Raw genomic sequence first — 13,760 nt, forward strand, 5'->3', positions numbered from 1 at the left:
GCGGCGGGCCTCGCGAGAACACTCGCGCGGCCCGCCCGTCGATCCGATCCAGCCCGTGTCAGTGAGCCGCCGCCTCGTGTGAGCGCTGCTGCAGGTTGGGCATCATGTTCTTGATGCCGCTCAGCAGGTAGTCGATCACCTCGCCGGCCGTGTAGTCGGCGCGGTCGGCGCCGATGAAGCGGCGGAGGTTCTTCAGCTCGTCGCCGCTGGTGATCAGCGGCTTTTCCACGTAGCCGTCCGCGCGGCGCTGCCCCTTGCCGATCACCGCGAACAGCGCGTTGCACAGGCACTTGCGCCCGGCGGTGTTCTCCAGCTCGCCGCCCTTCTTGACGTAGGTGTCCACCGGCTCGGCGGCGCAGCGATAGTCGATGCGGCCGTTCTCGCGCTTGTACGCATAGCGCAGGTAGCCCAGGTCGCACACCCGCTTGCGCTCGGCGTACGTCTCGGGGTGCGAAAGCGTCTCGCCGAGCTGCACCACCTTGAAGGGAAAGCCCGTGGGCGACGCGCGGCCGTCAGTCAGCACGTCGATGCGGTCTTCCTGCGCCTGGCGGATGACGTTGCGCTTGAGCTCGGCGGTGATCCCCGACTCGTCGGAGTAGGCGAACAGGGTGCCCACCTGGATGCCCGCCGCGCCCGCGGCCAGCGCCTCGGCCAGCTTCTCGGGCGAGCCCGCGCTCCCCGCCAGCCAGAAGGGCAGGCCCAGCTCCCTCATCTTCGCCAGGTCTACCTCGTCGCGCGCGCCGTACTGCGGCTCGCCGCGCTCGTTCAGCACCAGCTCGCCGCGGGGCGGGGCGTTGTGCCCGCCGGCCGTGGGGGCCTCGATGACGAAGCCGTCCACGCGGCCCGAGGCTTTGCGCGCCATCATGGTCGCCAGCGAGTTGCTGGCGATGATGGGCAGGAAGTACGGGCGCCTGATCCCTTCGGGCGGCTGCTCGGAATGCACACGCGGGTCGAAGGAGAGCAGCGCCGTCTCGTCGCGGCCCAGCCCCTCGACCTCCAGCTTCATGGACGCGGGCTCGTGCCGGGCGAAGCGGTCCAGCACGCCGGGAATCTCCTTGGGGATGCCGGCGCCCATCAGCACGTAGTCCACCCCGCCCAGCATGGCGCCGTACAGCGTGGCCAGGTTGGGCATCTGCACCTTGGTGAGCAGGTTGATGCCCACCACGCCGTCGTGCCCTTCCTTGGCCAGCCACACCTCGACGAAGGCGGACAGGATGGTGAGCTGCTCGCGCACCTTCGTGACCACCTGCCGGTACATGGGGATTTCCTTGTACGGCTCGCCCGGGGCCAGGCCCTCGGGGCGGAAGTACTTCATCAGCACGTCGCCCGATACGTCGGGCCAGGGGAACGCCGCCATGGCGCGGCGTACGTGCCCGCCGATGTCGCCGTCCTGCAGCCGGCGGACGAGAAGCGAATCGATCGACGTGCCCGAAACCACGCCCAGGTGGCCGCGGAGTGACACCGCCTTGGCCAGCACCCAGTTGGAAACCCCCACCCCCATCCCGCCTTGGATGATCAACGGGTGCGCGACGGATTCATTCATGTGATCGCTGGCGATAGGGTTGCGCATGCAGGCCCCGGGGGCTGACGAGTGTGCCATCAGTTCCGGCAACCTGCGGTGATCCAACGACTTAGCGCTACTGGGACCATTAAAGATGAGCGGAATTCACTTCTCGCGCAAGTCCCGCACGACTCAGGCCACCTTGTGCGGAGCCGGTGTCCTGGTTCGTAACCCGTTGCCAGCCAGGAGTTTCGGGAACGCTCCACAAACATCGTATATCGTATACGCGTTCCGTGCCGGGGCTGGATCTGCTGAACTGCGTGACCCCCTGCCGTTGCATGCTCGCGGTGCACGCCACAGCCCCGTATCTTGCTCGCCATCGCCAGGGATTTCTCAGGACTGCGGAACGATGGGACAGATCGCACCGGCCACGCTCGAAGGGTGGTACGCGCTTCACCAGGTGTTCTCGGCCGACTGGGCCAAGCTTCGCGCGCTGCCGGCGGAGGACCGGGCCGCGGTGGCGGAAGAAGCTGCCGCGCTCTTCGCCGAACTGGCCAAAGGGGCTGAAGGACAGGACGGGGGATGGAGCGCCGCCTTCAAGCTCGTGGGCGGCGGGGGCGACTGGCTGTTCGTGCACTTTCGCCCTACGCTCGACGAGTTGGCCGAGGTGCAGCGCCGCGTGTACGACAGCGAGCTGGGCGTGCACCTGGTTCGCGAGTACGACTACCTGTCGGTGACCGAGGCGGGGCTGTACCACGCCACCGCGCAGGCCGCCCAGGAGGCGAAGCCGGGATCTGACGAGTACAAGCGGATCATCCAGGAGGCGATGGAGGCCGAGGGCGCGGCGGCCCACGTGAAGTCGCGGCTGTATCCGCAGGTGCCCGAGGGGATGAAGTACGTGTCGTTCTACCCCATGAGCAAGCGCCGGGGCGAGACCCTCAACTGGTACGCGCTTCCCGTGGACGAGCGCAGCCGGCTGATGCGCGAGCACGGGATGACGGGGCGCACCTTCTCCGGGCGCGTGTTCCAGGTGATCACCGGCAGCATCGGGCTCGACGACTGGGAATGGGGCGTCACCCTGTTCGCCCGCGACCCCCTGGAGTTCAAGCGCATCGTCACCGAAATGAGGTTCGACGAGGCGAGCGCGCTGTACGGCGAGTTCGGCCAGTTCTTCACCGGCATTCGTTTTGCGCCTGGCGAATGGCCGGAGGTGCTGGGATCGCGCCCGCGCGGCGGCTGAACCGGCCGCTTCGCCGGCGGCGCGGCCCGGGCCCGGATTCTGGGTCCGGGCCTTTTTTGCGGGCCACAGCCCACGCGTGAGCACACCACCGGGGCGGAGTTCTGGCCGAACCCTGCCCATCCCCCGTACATTTCCCGGATGAACTGGACAACTCCCCTCGACGTCGTCGGCCGCACCACGGTCGGCCTGCTCTCGGACTTCGGCCGCTTCAGCCGTTTCGTCTACGAGGCGGGCCGCTCCATGGGCGACGTGGGCACGTGGCTGGGGCTGACCGTGCTGCAGATGCGCAAGCTGGGGGTGAACTCGCTCCCCATCGCGCTCTTCCTGTCGGCGTTCACGGGAATCGTGATGGCGCTGCAGGCCTCGTACACCTTCACCGGCGCCATCCCGCTGTACTTCGTGGGCACGCTGGTGGGGAAGACGGTGATGCTGGAGCTGGGGCCCGTGCTCACCGGCCTGGCGCTTTCCGGCCGCATCGGCGCCAACATCGCGGCCGAGCTGGGGACGATGCGCGTGTCCGAGCAGATCGACGCGCTGGAAACCATGGCGTACAACCCGGTGTCGTACCTGGTGGTGCCGCGGGTGGTGGCCGGCACGCTGATGGTGCCCGTCATCGTCACCTTCGCCAACGTGGTGGGCATCGCGGCCGGGTGGATCACGGCGCTGAACATGCTCGACATGAGCAGCGAGCAGTTCCAGTTCGGACTGCGGCTGTTCTACGACCCGTTCGACGTGACGTTCTACATCATCAAGTCCATCTCCTTCGGGTTCGTGGTGACCATCGTCGGCTGCTACCAGGGCTTCAACACGCAGGGCGGCGCCGAGGGCGTGGGCGTGGCCACCACGCGCGCCGTCGTCATCGCCAGCGTGCTCATCCTGGTGCTGGACGCCTTCTGGGCCGCAACCCTGCTGCAGCAGTGAGCATCGAGCTGACGAACATCCACAAGGCGTTCGGCCCCAAGCAGATCCTGCGGGGGCTGTCGCTGAACGTGGAAGAGGGCGAAACCGTGGCCCTGGTGGGCTTTTCAGGCGCGGGCAAGTCGGTGACGCTCAAGCACATCGCCGGGCTGCTGATGCCCGACCAGGGCTCGGTGGTGGTGGACGGCAACGAGGTCCCCACCATGAAACGCGAAGACCTGTACAAGCTGCGGCTGGAGATGGGCTACGTGTTCCAGTTCGCCGCGCTCTTCGACAGCATGACCATCCAGGAGAACGTGGAGATGGGGCTGGTGAAGAAGGGCGGCGTGGGGCGCAAGGAAATCGCCGAGCGCGTCAGCGAGTCGCTGGACCGCGTGGGCCTCAAGGGATTCGAGAACCGCCTTCCCTCCGAGCTTTCGGGCGGGCAGCGCAAGCGGGCCGGCCTGGCGCGGGCCATTGCGTACCGCCCCAAGTACCTGCTGTACGACGAGCCGACGAGCGGGCTGGACCCGGTGACCACCGAGGTCATCGACCGGCTGATCCTGAAGATGAAGGAAGACCTGGGGGTCACCAGCCTGGTGATCACCCACGACATGAAGAGCGCGTACAACGTCAGCGACCGCATCGCCATGCTGTACGAGGGCGTGGTGGTGGAAGAAGGAACCCCGGACCAGATCCGCAACTCGTCGAACCCCATCGTGCGGGGCTTCGTCGAGGGCCGCCCCGAGATGATCGAGGAGGCCACGCGGGCGGCGGCCGAGGACGGCGGGGACCGGGGGACGGGGGACGAGCGGAACGTGGATCACGGACACCGCGGGCCACCTGGCCTGCAGCGGAGGGACCGATGAGGCTGAAGAACGAGGCGATGGTGGGACTGGTGGTGATCCTGGGGATCGTCACCGCCGTGGCGGGAGCGGTGTGGCTCAGCGGCCGCAAGTGGGGCGGCTCGGACCGCGTTGTCACCGCGTCGTTCAGCAACGTCGGCGCGCTGACTGTGGGCAACCCGGTGAAGTACCGCGGCGTGAACATCGGGCGCGTGGCCAAGATCGACCTGGCGCCGCGCGGAACGGGCGTGTACGTGGACCTGGAGATCACCCAGGACATCACCATGCCCAACGACCCGGGGGTGCTGCTTTCCAGCGAGTCGATGTTCGGCGGCTGGCAGGCGGTGATCGTGTCGCAGCCCGACTTTCCCGACCTGGCGTTCACCACCGCGCCGCGGCGCGACGTGCTTCCGGGGGCGTCGCTTCCCGACATCACCGAGCTCACCGCCGTCGCCGCGCGCATCGCCAGCGACATCGAGCTGCTTTCGGAGCGCATCCAGATCGCGTTCACCCCCGAGACGGCGGTGAAGATCCGCGAGACCATCGAGAACGTCGAAGGCGCCACCGAGCAGCTGAGCGGCTTCATGGGCGCCCAGATGGAAACCTACGGAAAGGTGGGCACCAACGTGCTCGCCACCACCGAGAACATCCGGCTGGCGTCCGTCGAGGCGCGGCAGACCATGGCGGCGGTGCGCGGCAGCATGCAGGGCGGCGACGTGCAGGCCATCATGGCCAACGCCCGCCGCGCCAGCGAGAACTTCGCCGCGCTCAGCACCGAGCTGCAGGGCGCCGCGTCGGGCGTGCCCGGGCTGGTGACCAGCGCCAACACCACCCTGGGCACCTTCGGCCAGACGGCGACCACGCTCAACGAGATGCTGGCCGGCATGCAGCCCGGGCTGGCGGAGATCGCGCCGACCATCGCCGAGGCCCGCGCGGCCATGACCTCGTTCAACACCCTGCTCACCAGCCTGCAGAGCCAGGAGGGCTCGCTGGGGCGCCTGCTGACCGACCCGGCGCTCTTCGAAGAAACGCAGCGCCTGATCGTGACCATGCAGCGGCTGATGGCCGACATCCAGGCCAACCCCGGCAAGTACGTGGGCGAGCTGCAGGTGTTCTGACGTCCATGGCGCTGGTCGTACAGAAGTTCGGGGGTAGCTCGGTCGGGTCGCCGGAGCGCGTTCGCGCCGTGGCGGCCCGTGTCGCCCGCGCACGGCGGCGCGGGGACGACGTGGTCGTTGCCGTCTCGGCCATGGGCGACACCACGGACGACCTGATCATGCTCGCCGGCGCCGTCACCGGGTCCGACCGGGTGGCGGCGGAGCATCCGCGCGAGATGGACATGCTGCTGACGGCGGGCGAGCGCATCTCCATGGCGCTGCTGGCGATGGCCATCTGCCGCGAGGGGGTGGAGGCACGCTCGCTGACCGGCAGCCAGGCCGCCATCATCACCGACCAGACGCACACGGCGGCGCGCATCGTGGAGGTGCGCGCCGAACGGGTGCGCGAAACGCTGGACGCCGGCGCGGTCGCCATCGTCGCCGGCTTCCAGGGCGTCAGCACGGCGCGCGAGATCACCACGCTGGGCCGCGGCGGATCGGACACGACCGCCGTGGCGCTGGCGTGCGCGCTGGGGGCGGACCGGTGCGAGATCTACACCGACGTCGACGGCATCTTCACCTGCGATCCGCGGCGCGTGCCCGGCGCGCGGCGCATTCCCCAGATCTCGCATGCGGAGATGCTGGAGATGGCCACCGCCGGCGCGCAGGTGATGCACGCGCGCGCCGTGGACATGGGGGCGCGCTACGGCGTAGACATCCGCGTGCTGTCGTCGTTCGTCGACACGCCCGATGACGACGAGAGCACGCGCGGCACCCTGATCACCAAGAACCCGACGGGCATGGAAGACCTGGTCCTCACCGGCATCGCGTCGTCGCGCGGGCACGCCAAGCTGATCATCCGCGGCCTTCCCGCGGGAATGCGCACGCCCACGGACCTGCTCGTGGCCCTGGCCGAGGCGGGCGTCAGCGTCGACATGATCACCGAAACTCCCGAGGCAGGCGGCGGGGTGGTGGTGCAGCTGACCATCCGCGAAGACGACGTGGTGAGGGCGCGCGAGATCGCGGAGCGGGTGGGGACGGCGCTGGGGGGTGTGGGCGCCATCGAGGCGCGCACCGGGCTGGCGCGCATCGCCCTGGTCGGCAGCGGCATGCATGGGCGGCCGGGGGTGTACGCGGCCGCCTTCCGCACGCTGCTTTCCGTCGGCGTGGAGGTGGAGGCGGTATCGACTTCCTCGATCTCCATCACCCTGCTGGTTCCCGACGACCGCGAGGACGAGGCGCTCCGCGCGCTGCATGCGGGCTTCGGGCTGGACCGGGCTCTGACGGGCGCCGCCTGATGCACGTCGCGCTGCTGGGCGCCACCGGCGCCGTGGGCCGCACCATGCTGCAGGTGCTCGCCGAGCGCGGCCTGCGCATCGACCGCCTGACGGTGCTGGCCTCCGCGCGCTCCGCCGGGCGTTCCATCGAGTGGGGCGGGCGCGAGTGGACCTGCCAGGCGCCTGCACCGGGGCTGTTTCGCGGCGTGGACTTCGCCCTGTTCTCTGCAGGCGCGGATCGGTCCAAGGAGTGGGGTCCGCGCGCGGCGGACGAGGGCGCGGTGGTGATTGACAACTCGTCCGCGTGGCGGATGGACCCGCAGGTGCCGCTCGTAGTGCCCGAGGTGAACGCGGCCGCCGCGCGCGAACGGCCGCGGGGGATCATCGCCAATCCCAACTGCTCCACCATCCAGATGGTCGTGGCGCTGGAGTCCATCCGCCAGGCCGCCGGGCTGACGCGGGTGATCGCGACCACGTACCAGTCGGTCAGCGGGGCGGGGGAGACGGGGCGCGACGCTCTTCGCCACGAACTGGCTGGCGAGGCGGGCGAGTCGCCGTTCGCGCGGCCGATCGCGGGGAACGTGGTGCCGCAGATCGGCGACTTCGACGAGGAGGGGTGGACGGGGGAGGAGCGCAAGATGGTCAACGAGACGCGCAAGATCCTCTCGCTTCCCGATCTGCCCGTCGCGGCCACCTGCGTACGGGTGCCCGTTGACGTGGGCCACTCGGTGCAGGTGACGGTGGAGACGGAGCGCGACCTGTCGGTGGAGGAAGCGACGCGCGCGCTGGCGTCGTTCCCCGGCATCGTGGTACAGGGCGGGGCCAAGGCGTATCCCACGCCGCTGGAGCTGGCGGGGCGTGACGAGGTATTCGTCGGGCGGGTGCGGCGCGATCCGTTCCTGCCGCGCACGCTTCACCTGTGGGTGGTGGCGGACAACCTGCGGAAGGGCGCCGCGACCAACGCCGTGCAGATCGTGGAGGAGCTTACGCGTGCCTAAGCGCCGCCGCGGAGGCAGCGCCCGTGCCCGGGCCGTCATCGAGACCAGTGCCGGCGGTGTGATCTACCGCTGGAACGACGGCCGTGCGCACGTGCTGCTGATCCGCGACGCGTACCACCACTGGGGTTTTCCCAAGGGGCACGTCGAAGAGAGCGAAAGCGCGTCGGAGGCTGCGCTGCGCGAGGTGGCGGAAGAGACGGGGCTGACGGAACTGCGCCTGGGGCCGCGGCTGCGCACCATCGATTGGTTCTTTCGCTTCCGCGGCAAGCTGATCCACAAGTTCTGCCACTTCTACCTGATCGAGTGCCCGGCGGGCGAAACCTGCCCGCAGCAGGAGGAGGGCATCACGGAGTGCATCTGGCTTCCTCTGGACGAGGCCATCCAGTCCATCTCGTACGACAACGCCCGCGAGGTGCTGGTCCTGGCCGCCGAGCGCCTGCTGGGTGACTATGCCGACGCGGACGAGGTGGAGGCGGCCATTCACGAGTTTGAGGGGGGCGAGAGCCGCACGCGCGCAAGCATCGGCGAGTGACGCTTGACTCAGCCGGGCTGATCCGCCGCGGACCAGAGCACGCCCTTCGATCAGCGCCGCTGCTACCACACCATGCCGCTGAGGTTTCTCCCACCAGATCTTAGACCAATATGCTAGAGTTTGGTATCGACAGAGATAATGTTCCGCCGCGATTAGTGGTAAACGGCCGAATACTCGAAAGCTCATTGGCCCATAACCATCCGAAAGGAACGGGGCCAATCACCGCGAGCCTCTATGAGAGTGCTGACGCTTCTGCCGTCACGAGCTATGCTACTGAGGAATTAGCACAGCATTTCACTGAGCTTACCATCGCGCTTGATCGACCGTGGCCCGAACTTCGGCTCTGGGCGGAGGTGCGGTTCGACGGTGAAGCGGTCGTCTCGGCGCACCTTGTTTTCGTTGTTGATCCCGAACGTTGGGCGGGGCCGTTCTCGTTATTCGATTTCCGTAAATCCGTTGAGGAGGTCGCGAAACGCAACGGCGTATCAGGTTTAAACTTCCTGGACCACAGGCGAGACGACACAATTACAACTGTTCTGAGCGGATTTGCATTCGCAATCACCATCCGCGATCCCACCCAAGCGCTTTCCAAAGAACTCACGTACTGGACTGCAGTGGTCCTTCCAATGCTGGACCATGCCCGCGCTGTACTCTCGGCGGAGGCGCAGCGGGATACTCTCGTTACATTGTTCGATTTCCCGCCGGCGTTGAGCACTGCATGCGAGCAGTACCTGCTCTACTTCGTGCAATTCCTCAGAGACCTAGGAATAGAAGCTGAGGGGGATGTACGCCACCGCGCCAACAGGTACTGTTCAGTGTTCGGCCGCACGAAGGCGCGGAGGCCCTTGACCGGATAAGGGAAGCATTAGCCATCTATTTACAACTTCCGTCAACGCCCGGTCTAGAGGTCGCCGTCGGGGACTCCCCCGACATCGCCGTGCTCCAGTTGCAGGCCAACATCCACCATCTGAAAGGGCAGATCACGCTGCTCAAGGCGGTGGCGAGCGCTAACCGAGCAGAAATCCGGGCGCTGGATGCTGAAAATCAGGCATTGTCGTTGGCGAACTACCAGTACCAGCAAGTGATTGCAGCTGCAGCCGAAGCGAACCGGCTGGTGTCGCTACCGAAGTCCGACTCTGAATCGACGGCTGAGGACGAACCTATCCTTGGAGGGATGGTTACTCTAACCCAACTCGAGGGTAAGGGGTTCAAAGTGAATCTCCCCGAGATTTTCCGGAAGTTGAAGCGGGGTATCACGGGTCCGGGGCACGACCAGGATTAGGTGTCCCTACGTTAGCCCGCTACGCGCCCGGCTACGATCCAATGATCAGAGCAGTTTGCGTTCACCTCTTCCCGCCCGAGTTGATCCGCGCCCACTCGTTGGCAGCCGCGGACGCTTCCCGTAGATCATCCCCAAACTCCAGAATCGCATCCGCCAGCAGCAGATCCATCGATAGCTCGTCCTCGGGTGCGTACCGGGCGAGCTTGATGGTTGAGTGCGCGACGGCTTCGAACGCGCCGAACCGATCCGACAGCATCTCCAGCCATCGCATGGGCGAGGCTTGCTTCTTGGGCGCTCCTGTTCTCATGGTACGCTCCTGTAGGCGTTTGCGGCTTCTTCTGGACACCCATACAATGCAGCATCAGCAGCACTGAGGGACTGATTGACTCTGCTGTGCGTATGCTAATCAGCGCACGGCATTCTGTCAACGAATCAGAGCACGCCTAGGAGACTCTTGGCCCGACCGGAGAAGATGCAGCGGGTTGTCCGCGAGGTGATCGAGGAGAGCGGGCTTCCGCGCACTCTGATCGCCGAAGACACAGAATTGAGCCGTGCAGCCCTTGTTGCGTGGCTTTCAGGTACGCGCACACCTCAGCGTGAGAGTGTTGCGCAACTCGCTGCGGGATTGGAGAAGCGGGCGAACCAGATTCAGTATCTCGTCTTCAGGCTGCGCAGTCTGCTGGATGAGAAGGACGATTAGAGGTTTCTGCGTGTTCTGATATGCGTACGGAAACGAGAGGGTGCTATAGTGAAGCATTCACCCACGCTGCCGCCGATTCACCCGGGGGAGATTCTCCGTGAGGAGTTCATGCGCCCTCTCGGACTCTCACAGGCCCGCCTCGCGCGTGACATCGGCGTACCGGCGCGGCGGATCGCCGGCATCGTGCGTGGAAAGCGGACGGTGACTGCGGAAACCGCGTTGCGCCTTGCGCGGTTTTTCGGGACGAGCGAGCGGTTCTGGCTGAATCTGCAGGCGCACTATGACCTGGAGGTCGAGCGGGACCGCCTAGGGCCGCGCCTTGAGGCAGAAGTCGCCGTTTTGGCCGACCGCGCCGCCTGACGACTCCCCCGGATGAGCCACCCCGACGCACCATCATCCCGCACCCGCCGCGTTCTTCCCTGGCTCGCCCTGTCAGTCGGACTGCTGGGCATTCTGTACGCGTGTTCCGGCGCGTTCATGGCCGGCTCCTTCGGAACGGCGGACGGCACGCCGACTGGCCGTGCGTACTGGTGGCGGATTGCGCTGATCTACGAGATCATCGCAGGCGCCTGCCTTGTGGTGTGCGTTGCGGGGACGACGGTGCTCATTCGGCGCGGTCGGCGGGGGATGCTCAATGAAACTTGTCCAGGTCCTGATACGATAGATGTTGTATGACCGCACCGCTCAGAGGCACACTGATGATCTGCGGAGGTGTCGCTTACCTCCTGTGGATCTGGTGGACGGACAAGAAGGGTGAGCATCGCGAGTGGAGTGTGCTCGATCGAGAGAGAGCGGCGCAGGGTGCAGCCGGAGCGTCTGCGGCCATCATCTTCGGGATATTGACTCTGATGGTGCACTACGGGATTTGATGCTCGTCGGCGTGGCTCGTTGTGTCTTGAGGGCAGCCGTGTGCGCTACCGCGTCCAAGCTAGTTCGTATCCGCGGTTAGATCCTTCGGCCGGCGACGGTTATGCTGCGGGCCGGTTCGGTGCGCCTCGGCCTCAGGATGACAAGCCGTGTGGGCGTTCGGGTTGGGTGCACGCGGCACCCACAGACGCGCACCACACTGGCTCCCTTCCCCCGCGCAGTTTGCGGGGGAAGGGTTGGGGATGGGGGGCGCCTGCCGCATGCGCCGGGCGTCGCTCCGATGCACAAAAACAAAGGCCGCCCCTCGCAAGGCGGCCTTTCGTGCGTTCGCCGGCGGCTCGTCAGCGGGCGCGGCGGTTGCGCAGGTGGTCGGCGAGCATCATGCCGAGGGGCAGCGCCCAGGTCGCGTGGCTGATGGCCCGGCTGGTGCCCGTGCTGCGTCCGCCGTAGCGGCGCGCCGCCCAGTTGGCCGCGCCCATCAGCATCATCGTCTTGGCGTCGCGGCGCGTCGGCCGCAGCATTCCCAGTAGACCCATCTTCGCATCCCTCCGCTGTAAGCGCCTAAGTGCTTGGAGCGGAGTGGCTTATGCACGATGTGCGCCAGCCCGGCGGAGCCTCCGCTCTGGCCCGGGCGGCCCTCGGGTGCTACTGTACCAGCCCGCCATCACGTTTTCCGTGCCTTCAGAATCGATGATCGACAATCCATCCGACAGCTTCAATTGGCGTGCGTTCCATTGGGTGATCGTGCTGCTGGTGGTGGGGTTCTTTCTGTACAGCGTGCAGAGCATCCTCAACCCGTTCATCCTGTTCCTGCTGCTGCTGTTCCTGATGCAGCCGTATTCGGGAACGCGGCACCACCTGCTGATCGTCAGCGCGGCGGTGGGGCTGACGATGATGTGGATCCTCCATACGACGGGGTTCCTGCTCGCGCCCTTCGTGCTGGCGGTGGTGCTGGCGTATCTGCAGCACCCGCTGGTGGCGCGGCTGGAGCGGCGAAAGTTGTCGCGCAACACGGCCACGATGCTCCTGGCCCTGCCCGCGCTGCTGATCATCTTCCTGGTCTTCTTCCTGGGGATTCCAGCGCTGAGCGCGCAGATCGCGGAGTTCATCCGCGGCACGCCGCAGCTGATCCAGACGGCCACGCTGCGGCTGGAGCAGTGGCAGGCCACGCTGGCAAGCCGCGACGTGCCGGGGCTCGATGAGCAGATGCTGCTGGAGCGGATGAAGTCCATCCAGCCGGAAGCGGTAATGGCGTGGATGCAGCAGCGGCAGGCGGTGCTGGCGAACGGAATCTGGCGCGGCGTGCTGGGGCTGGGCCGCGGGTTGGGGACGGTGCTCACCCTGCTGGGCTACGTGTTCCTGACGCCGATCCTCACCTTCTACCTGCTGCGCGACTGGCCCAGCATCGTCGCGCGACTCCGTGACCTGATCCCGACGACGTACCGCGACCGCGTGGTGGCGTTCGCCACCGAGTACGATCGGCTGCTCGCCAGCTACATGCGCGGGCAGCTGATCGCCGCTGCGGCTGTGGGCGTGCTCACCTGGCTGGGCTTCATGCTGCTAGGCTTTCCGTACGCGCTGCTGCTGGGCGTGGTGGCCGGCGTGTTCAACGTGGTGCCGTACATGGGGCTGGTCGCCAGCCTAATTCCGGCGCTGATCATCGCCATCTTCTCCAACGACATCCTGTGGAGCTTGGGAAAGATCGGCATCGTGTTCGCCGTGGTGCAGGTGCTGGACAGCGCTGTGCTCGGCCCCAAGATCGTGGGCGAATCCGTGGGATTGCATCCGGTGTGGGTGATCCTGGCGCTGTCGGTGTTCGGCTTCTTCCTTGGATTCCTGGGACTGCTGATCGCGGTTCCGCTGGCCGTGCTCATCAAGCTGCTGGTGCACCACGGGATGGCGCGCTACCGCTCGTCGGCGCTGTTCCGCGGCGAGCACCCCCTGGTCGCCGTTGATTGACCCCATCTGGAGGTTTCGCATGACTCGTTTCCTGATCGCCACCGCCCTGCTGCTCGCCTCCGCCCCCGCCGCCGATGCGCAGGCCCGGAATACCGGCTCCGCTCATACCACGCGGGCGGCGGCCACGGCAGAGGCGCCGCGCACCCCGCTGGCTGAGTCGCCGTCCGTGGTCCAGGCGGCGGCGCCCGCGCGGATGGATCTGCCGCGTGCGGAGTCACGCTCGGTGGGCGTGGAGCGGCGCGTGGAGATGCGCTCCACCGCGTACTGCCTGCGCGGCACCACGCGCACCGGCGTGCGCGTGCGCGACGGCATCGCCGCGGGCGATCCCAACGTGCTGCCGCTGGGCTCCGTCGTCCGCGTGTCGCACACGGACGGTCGGCTGATCGGGGTGTTCGTGATCATGGACACGGGCGGGGCGGTGCGCGGTAACAAGATCGACCTGTGGTTCAGCAGCTGCGCCGAGGCGGAGGACTGGGGGATTCGCTCGGTGATCACCGAGGTGCTGGACATCGGCCGCGCTTCGTAACGGCAAAAGCGTCCGCGCGCCCGGATTGCGAAACGGGCG

18 protein-coding genes are annotated in these 13,760 nt (G+C 67.0%); 15 read left to right on the forward strand and 3 right to left on the reverse strand.

What is annotated here, in order from left to right; translation table 11 throughout:
• Positions 1–58: 58 nt before the first annotated feature.
• A complete protein-coding gene (locus VF632_RS04785) occupies positions 59–1,543 on the reverse strand; it encodes a nitronate monooxygenase (protein WP_331021715.1) in 1,485 nt (494 codons plus the stop codon).
• A gap of 367 nt (positions 1,544–1,910) precedes the next feature.
• Here VF632_RS04785 and hemQ point away from each other — a divergent pair, with 367 nt between their 5' ends.
• The 9 genes from hemQ (at position 1,911) to VF632_RS04830 (ending at position 9,669) form a co-directional block, all read left to right on the forward strand.
• Complete coding sequence (hemQ, locus tag VF632_RS04790) at positions 1,911–2,741, forward strand: hydrogen peroxide-dependent heme synthase (protein ID WP_331021716.1); 831 nt, start codon at positions 1,911–1,913, stop codon at positions 2,739–2,741.
• 138 nt (positions 2,742–2,879) lie between these two features.
• On the forward strand, positions 2,880–3,662 hold the full coding sequence (locus VF632_RS04795; RefSeq protein WP_331021717.1) for an ABC transporter permease: 783 nt from the start codon (positions 2,880–2,882) through the stop codon (positions 3,660–3,662).
• Positions 3,659–4,507, forward strand: coding sequence for an ABC transporter ATP-binding protein (locus tag VF632_RS04800; protein ID WP_331021718.1), 849 nt, complete (start codon positions 3,659–3,661; stop codon positions 4,505–4,507). Before VF632_RS04795 ends, VF632_RS04800 begins: the two co-directional genes overlap by 4 nt.
• On the forward strand, positions 4,504–5,601 hold the full coding sequence (locus VF632_RS04805; RefSeq protein ID WP_331021719.1) for an MlaD family protein: 1,098 nt from the start codon (positions 4,504–4,506) through the stop codon (positions 5,599–5,601). Before VF632_RS04800 ends, VF632_RS04805 begins: the two co-directional genes overlap by 4 nt.
• A gap of 5 nt (positions 5,602–5,606) precedes the next feature.
• Positions 5,607–6,878: an aspartate kinase gene (locus VF632_RS04810; protein WP_331021720.1), complete on the forward strand. Its 1,272-nt coding sequence runs from the start codon at positions 5,607–5,609 to the stop codon at positions 6,876–6,878.
• Entirely contained in the window at positions 6,878–7,855 is a 978-nt protein-coding gene (locus VF632_RS04815; RefSeq protein WP_331021721.1) for an aspartate-semialdehyde dehydrogenase, read from the forward strand. The genes VF632_RS04810 and VF632_RS04815 overlap by 1 nt, the downstream gene beginning before the upstream one ends.
• Positions 7,848–8,387, forward strand: a complete 540-nt coding sequence (locus VF632_RS04820) for an NUDIX hydrolase (protein ID WP_331021722.1) — start codon at positions 7,848–7,850, stop codon at positions 8,385–8,387. The genes VF632_RS04815 and VF632_RS04820 overlap by 8 nt, the downstream gene beginning before the upstream one ends.
• Before the next feature lie 110 nt (positions 8,388–8,497).
• Positions 8,498–9,244, forward strand: a complete 747-nt coding sequence (locus VF632_RS04825; RefSeq protein WP_331021723.1) for a hypothetical protein — start codon at positions 8,498–8,500, stop codon at positions 9,242–9,244.
• Between the two features lie 80 nt (positions 9,245–9,324).
• On the forward strand, positions 9,325–9,669 hold the full coding sequence (locus VF632_RS04830; protein ID WP_331021724.1) for a hypothetical protein: 345 nt from the start codon (positions 9,325–9,327) through the stop codon (positions 9,667–9,669).
• Between the two features lie 61 nt (positions 9,670–9,730).
• On the opposite strand, the gene VF632_RS04835 is transcribed toward VF632_RS04830, so the two are convergent.
• Positions 9,731–9,940, reverse strand: coding sequence for a hypothetical protein (locus VF632_RS04835; protein WP_331021725.1), 210 nt, complete (start codon positions 9,938–9,940; stop codon positions 9,731–9,733).
• A 183-nt stretch (positions 9,941–10,123) separates the two neighbouring features.
• Here VF632_RS04835 and VF632_RS04840 point away from each other — a divergent pair, with 183 nt between their 5' ends.
• From VF632_RS04840 to VF632_RS04855, 4 genes are read left to right on the forward strand one after another with little or no spacing between them, the layout of a single operon-like run.
• Positions 10,124–10,369 carry a hypothetical protein gene (locus VF632_RS04840; protein ID WP_331021726.1) on the forward strand — a complete coding sequence of 82 codons (246 nt, stop codon included), beginning with the start codon at positions 10,124–10,126 and terminating at the stop codon, positions 10,367–10,369.
• Between the two features lie 48 nt (positions 10,370–10,417).
• A complete protein-coding gene (locus tag VF632_RS04845) occupies positions 10,418–10,729 on the forward strand; it encodes a HigA family addiction module antitoxin (protein WP_331021727.1) in 312 nt (103 codons plus the stop codon).
• Positions 10,730–10,741: 12 nt separating this feature from the next.
• Positions 10,742–11,044: a hypothetical protein gene (locus VF632_RS04850; RefSeq protein WP_331021728.1), complete on the forward strand. Its 303-nt coding sequence runs from the start codon at positions 10,742–10,744 to the stop codon at positions 11,042–11,044.
• Entirely contained in the window at positions 11,041–11,238 is a 198-nt protein-coding gene (locus tag VF632_RS04855; RefSeq protein ID WP_331021729.1) for a hypothetical protein, read from the forward strand. Before VF632_RS04850 ends, VF632_RS04855 begins: the two co-directional genes overlap by 4 nt.
• A 339-nt stretch (positions 11,239–11,577) precedes the next feature.
• On the opposite strand, the gene VF632_RS04860 is transcribed toward VF632_RS04855, so the two are convergent.
• Positions 11,578–11,772 (reverse strand): hypothetical protein, encoded by a 195-nt coding sequence (locus tag VF632_RS04860; RefSeq protein WP_331021730.1) that lies wholly within the window; start codon positions 11,770–11,772, stop codon positions 11,578–11,580.
• A gap of 154 nt (positions 11,773–11,926) precedes the next feature.
• Between VF632_RS04860 and VF632_RS04865 the strand changes: the two genes are divergently transcribed.
• Together VF632_RS04865 and VF632_RS04870 are read left to right on the forward strand one after the other, a co-directional pair.
• Complete coding sequence (locus VF632_RS04865) at positions 11,927–13,195, forward strand: AI-2E family transporter (RefSeq protein ID WP_331021731.1); 1,269 nt, start codon at positions 11,927–11,929, stop codon at positions 13,193–13,195.
• Positions 13,196–13,214: 19 nt separating this feature from the next.
• Entirely contained in the window at positions 13,215–13,721 is a 507-nt protein-coding gene (locus tag VF632_RS04870) for a 3D domain-containing protein (protein ID WP_331021732.1), read from the forward strand.
• Positions 13,722–13,760: the final 39 nt, after the last annotated feature.

The sequence above is a fragment of the Longimicrobium sp. genome, from assembly GCF_036388275.1.
In the GTDB taxonomy this organism is placed as follows: Bacteria; Gemmatimonadota; Gemmatimonadetes; order Longimicrobiales; family Longimicrobiaceae; genus Longimicrobium.

Bases quoted from the DNA above. Each gene is read 5' to 3' on its own strand.
- VF632_RS04785 (WP_331021715.1), bottom strand. From the start codon at position 1,543: ATGAATGAATCCGTCGCGCACCCGTTGATCATCCAAGGCGGGATGGGG.
- hemQ (WP_331021716.1), top strand. From the start codon at position 1,911: ATGGGACAGATCGCACCGGCCACGCTCGAAGGGTGGTACGCGCTTCAC.
- VF632_RS04795 (WP_331021717.1), top strand. From the start codon at position 2,880: ATGAACTGGACAACTCCCCTCGACGTCGTCGGCCGCACCACGGTCGGC.
- VF632_RS04805 (WP_331021719.1), top strand. From the start codon at position 4,504: ATGAGGCTGAAGAACGAGGCGATGGTGGGACTGGTGGTGATCCTGGGG.
- VF632_RS04810 (WP_331021720.1), top strand. From the start codon at position 5,607: ATGGCGCTGGTCGTACAGAAGTTCGGGGGTAGCTCGGTCGGGTCGCCG.
- VF632_RS04815 (WP_331021721.1), top strand. From the start codon at position 6,878: ATGCACGTCGCGCTGCTGGGCGCCACCGGCGCCGTGGGCCGCACCATG.
- VF632_RS04825 (WP_331021723.1), top strand. From the start codon at position 8,498: ATGCTAGAGTTTGGTATCGACAGAGATAATGTTCCGCCGCGATTAGTG.
- VF632_RS04835 (WP_331021725.1), bottom strand. From the start codon at position 9,940: ATGCGATGGCTGGAGATGCTGTCGGATCGGTTCGGCGCGTTCGAAGCC.
- VF632_RS04850 (WP_331021728.1), top strand. From the start codon at position 10,742: ATGAGCCACCCCGACGCACCATCATCCCGCACCCGCCGCGTTCTTCCC.
- VF632_RS04855 (WP_331021729.1), top strand. From the start codon at position 11,041: ATGACCGCACCGCTCAGAGGCACACTGATGATCTGCGGAGGTGTCGCT.
- VF632_RS04860 (WP_331021730.1), bottom strand. From the start codon at position 11,772: ATGGGTCTACTGGGAATGCTGCGGCCGACGCGCCGCGACGCCAAGACG.
- VF632_RS04865 (WP_331021731.1), top strand. From the start codon at position 11,927: ATGATCGACAATCCATCCGACAGCTTCAATTGGCGTGCGTTCCATTGG.
- VF632_RS04870 (WP_331021732.1), top strand. From the start codon at position 13,215: ATGACTCGTTTCCTGATCGCCACCGCCCTGCTGCTCGCCTCCGCCCCC.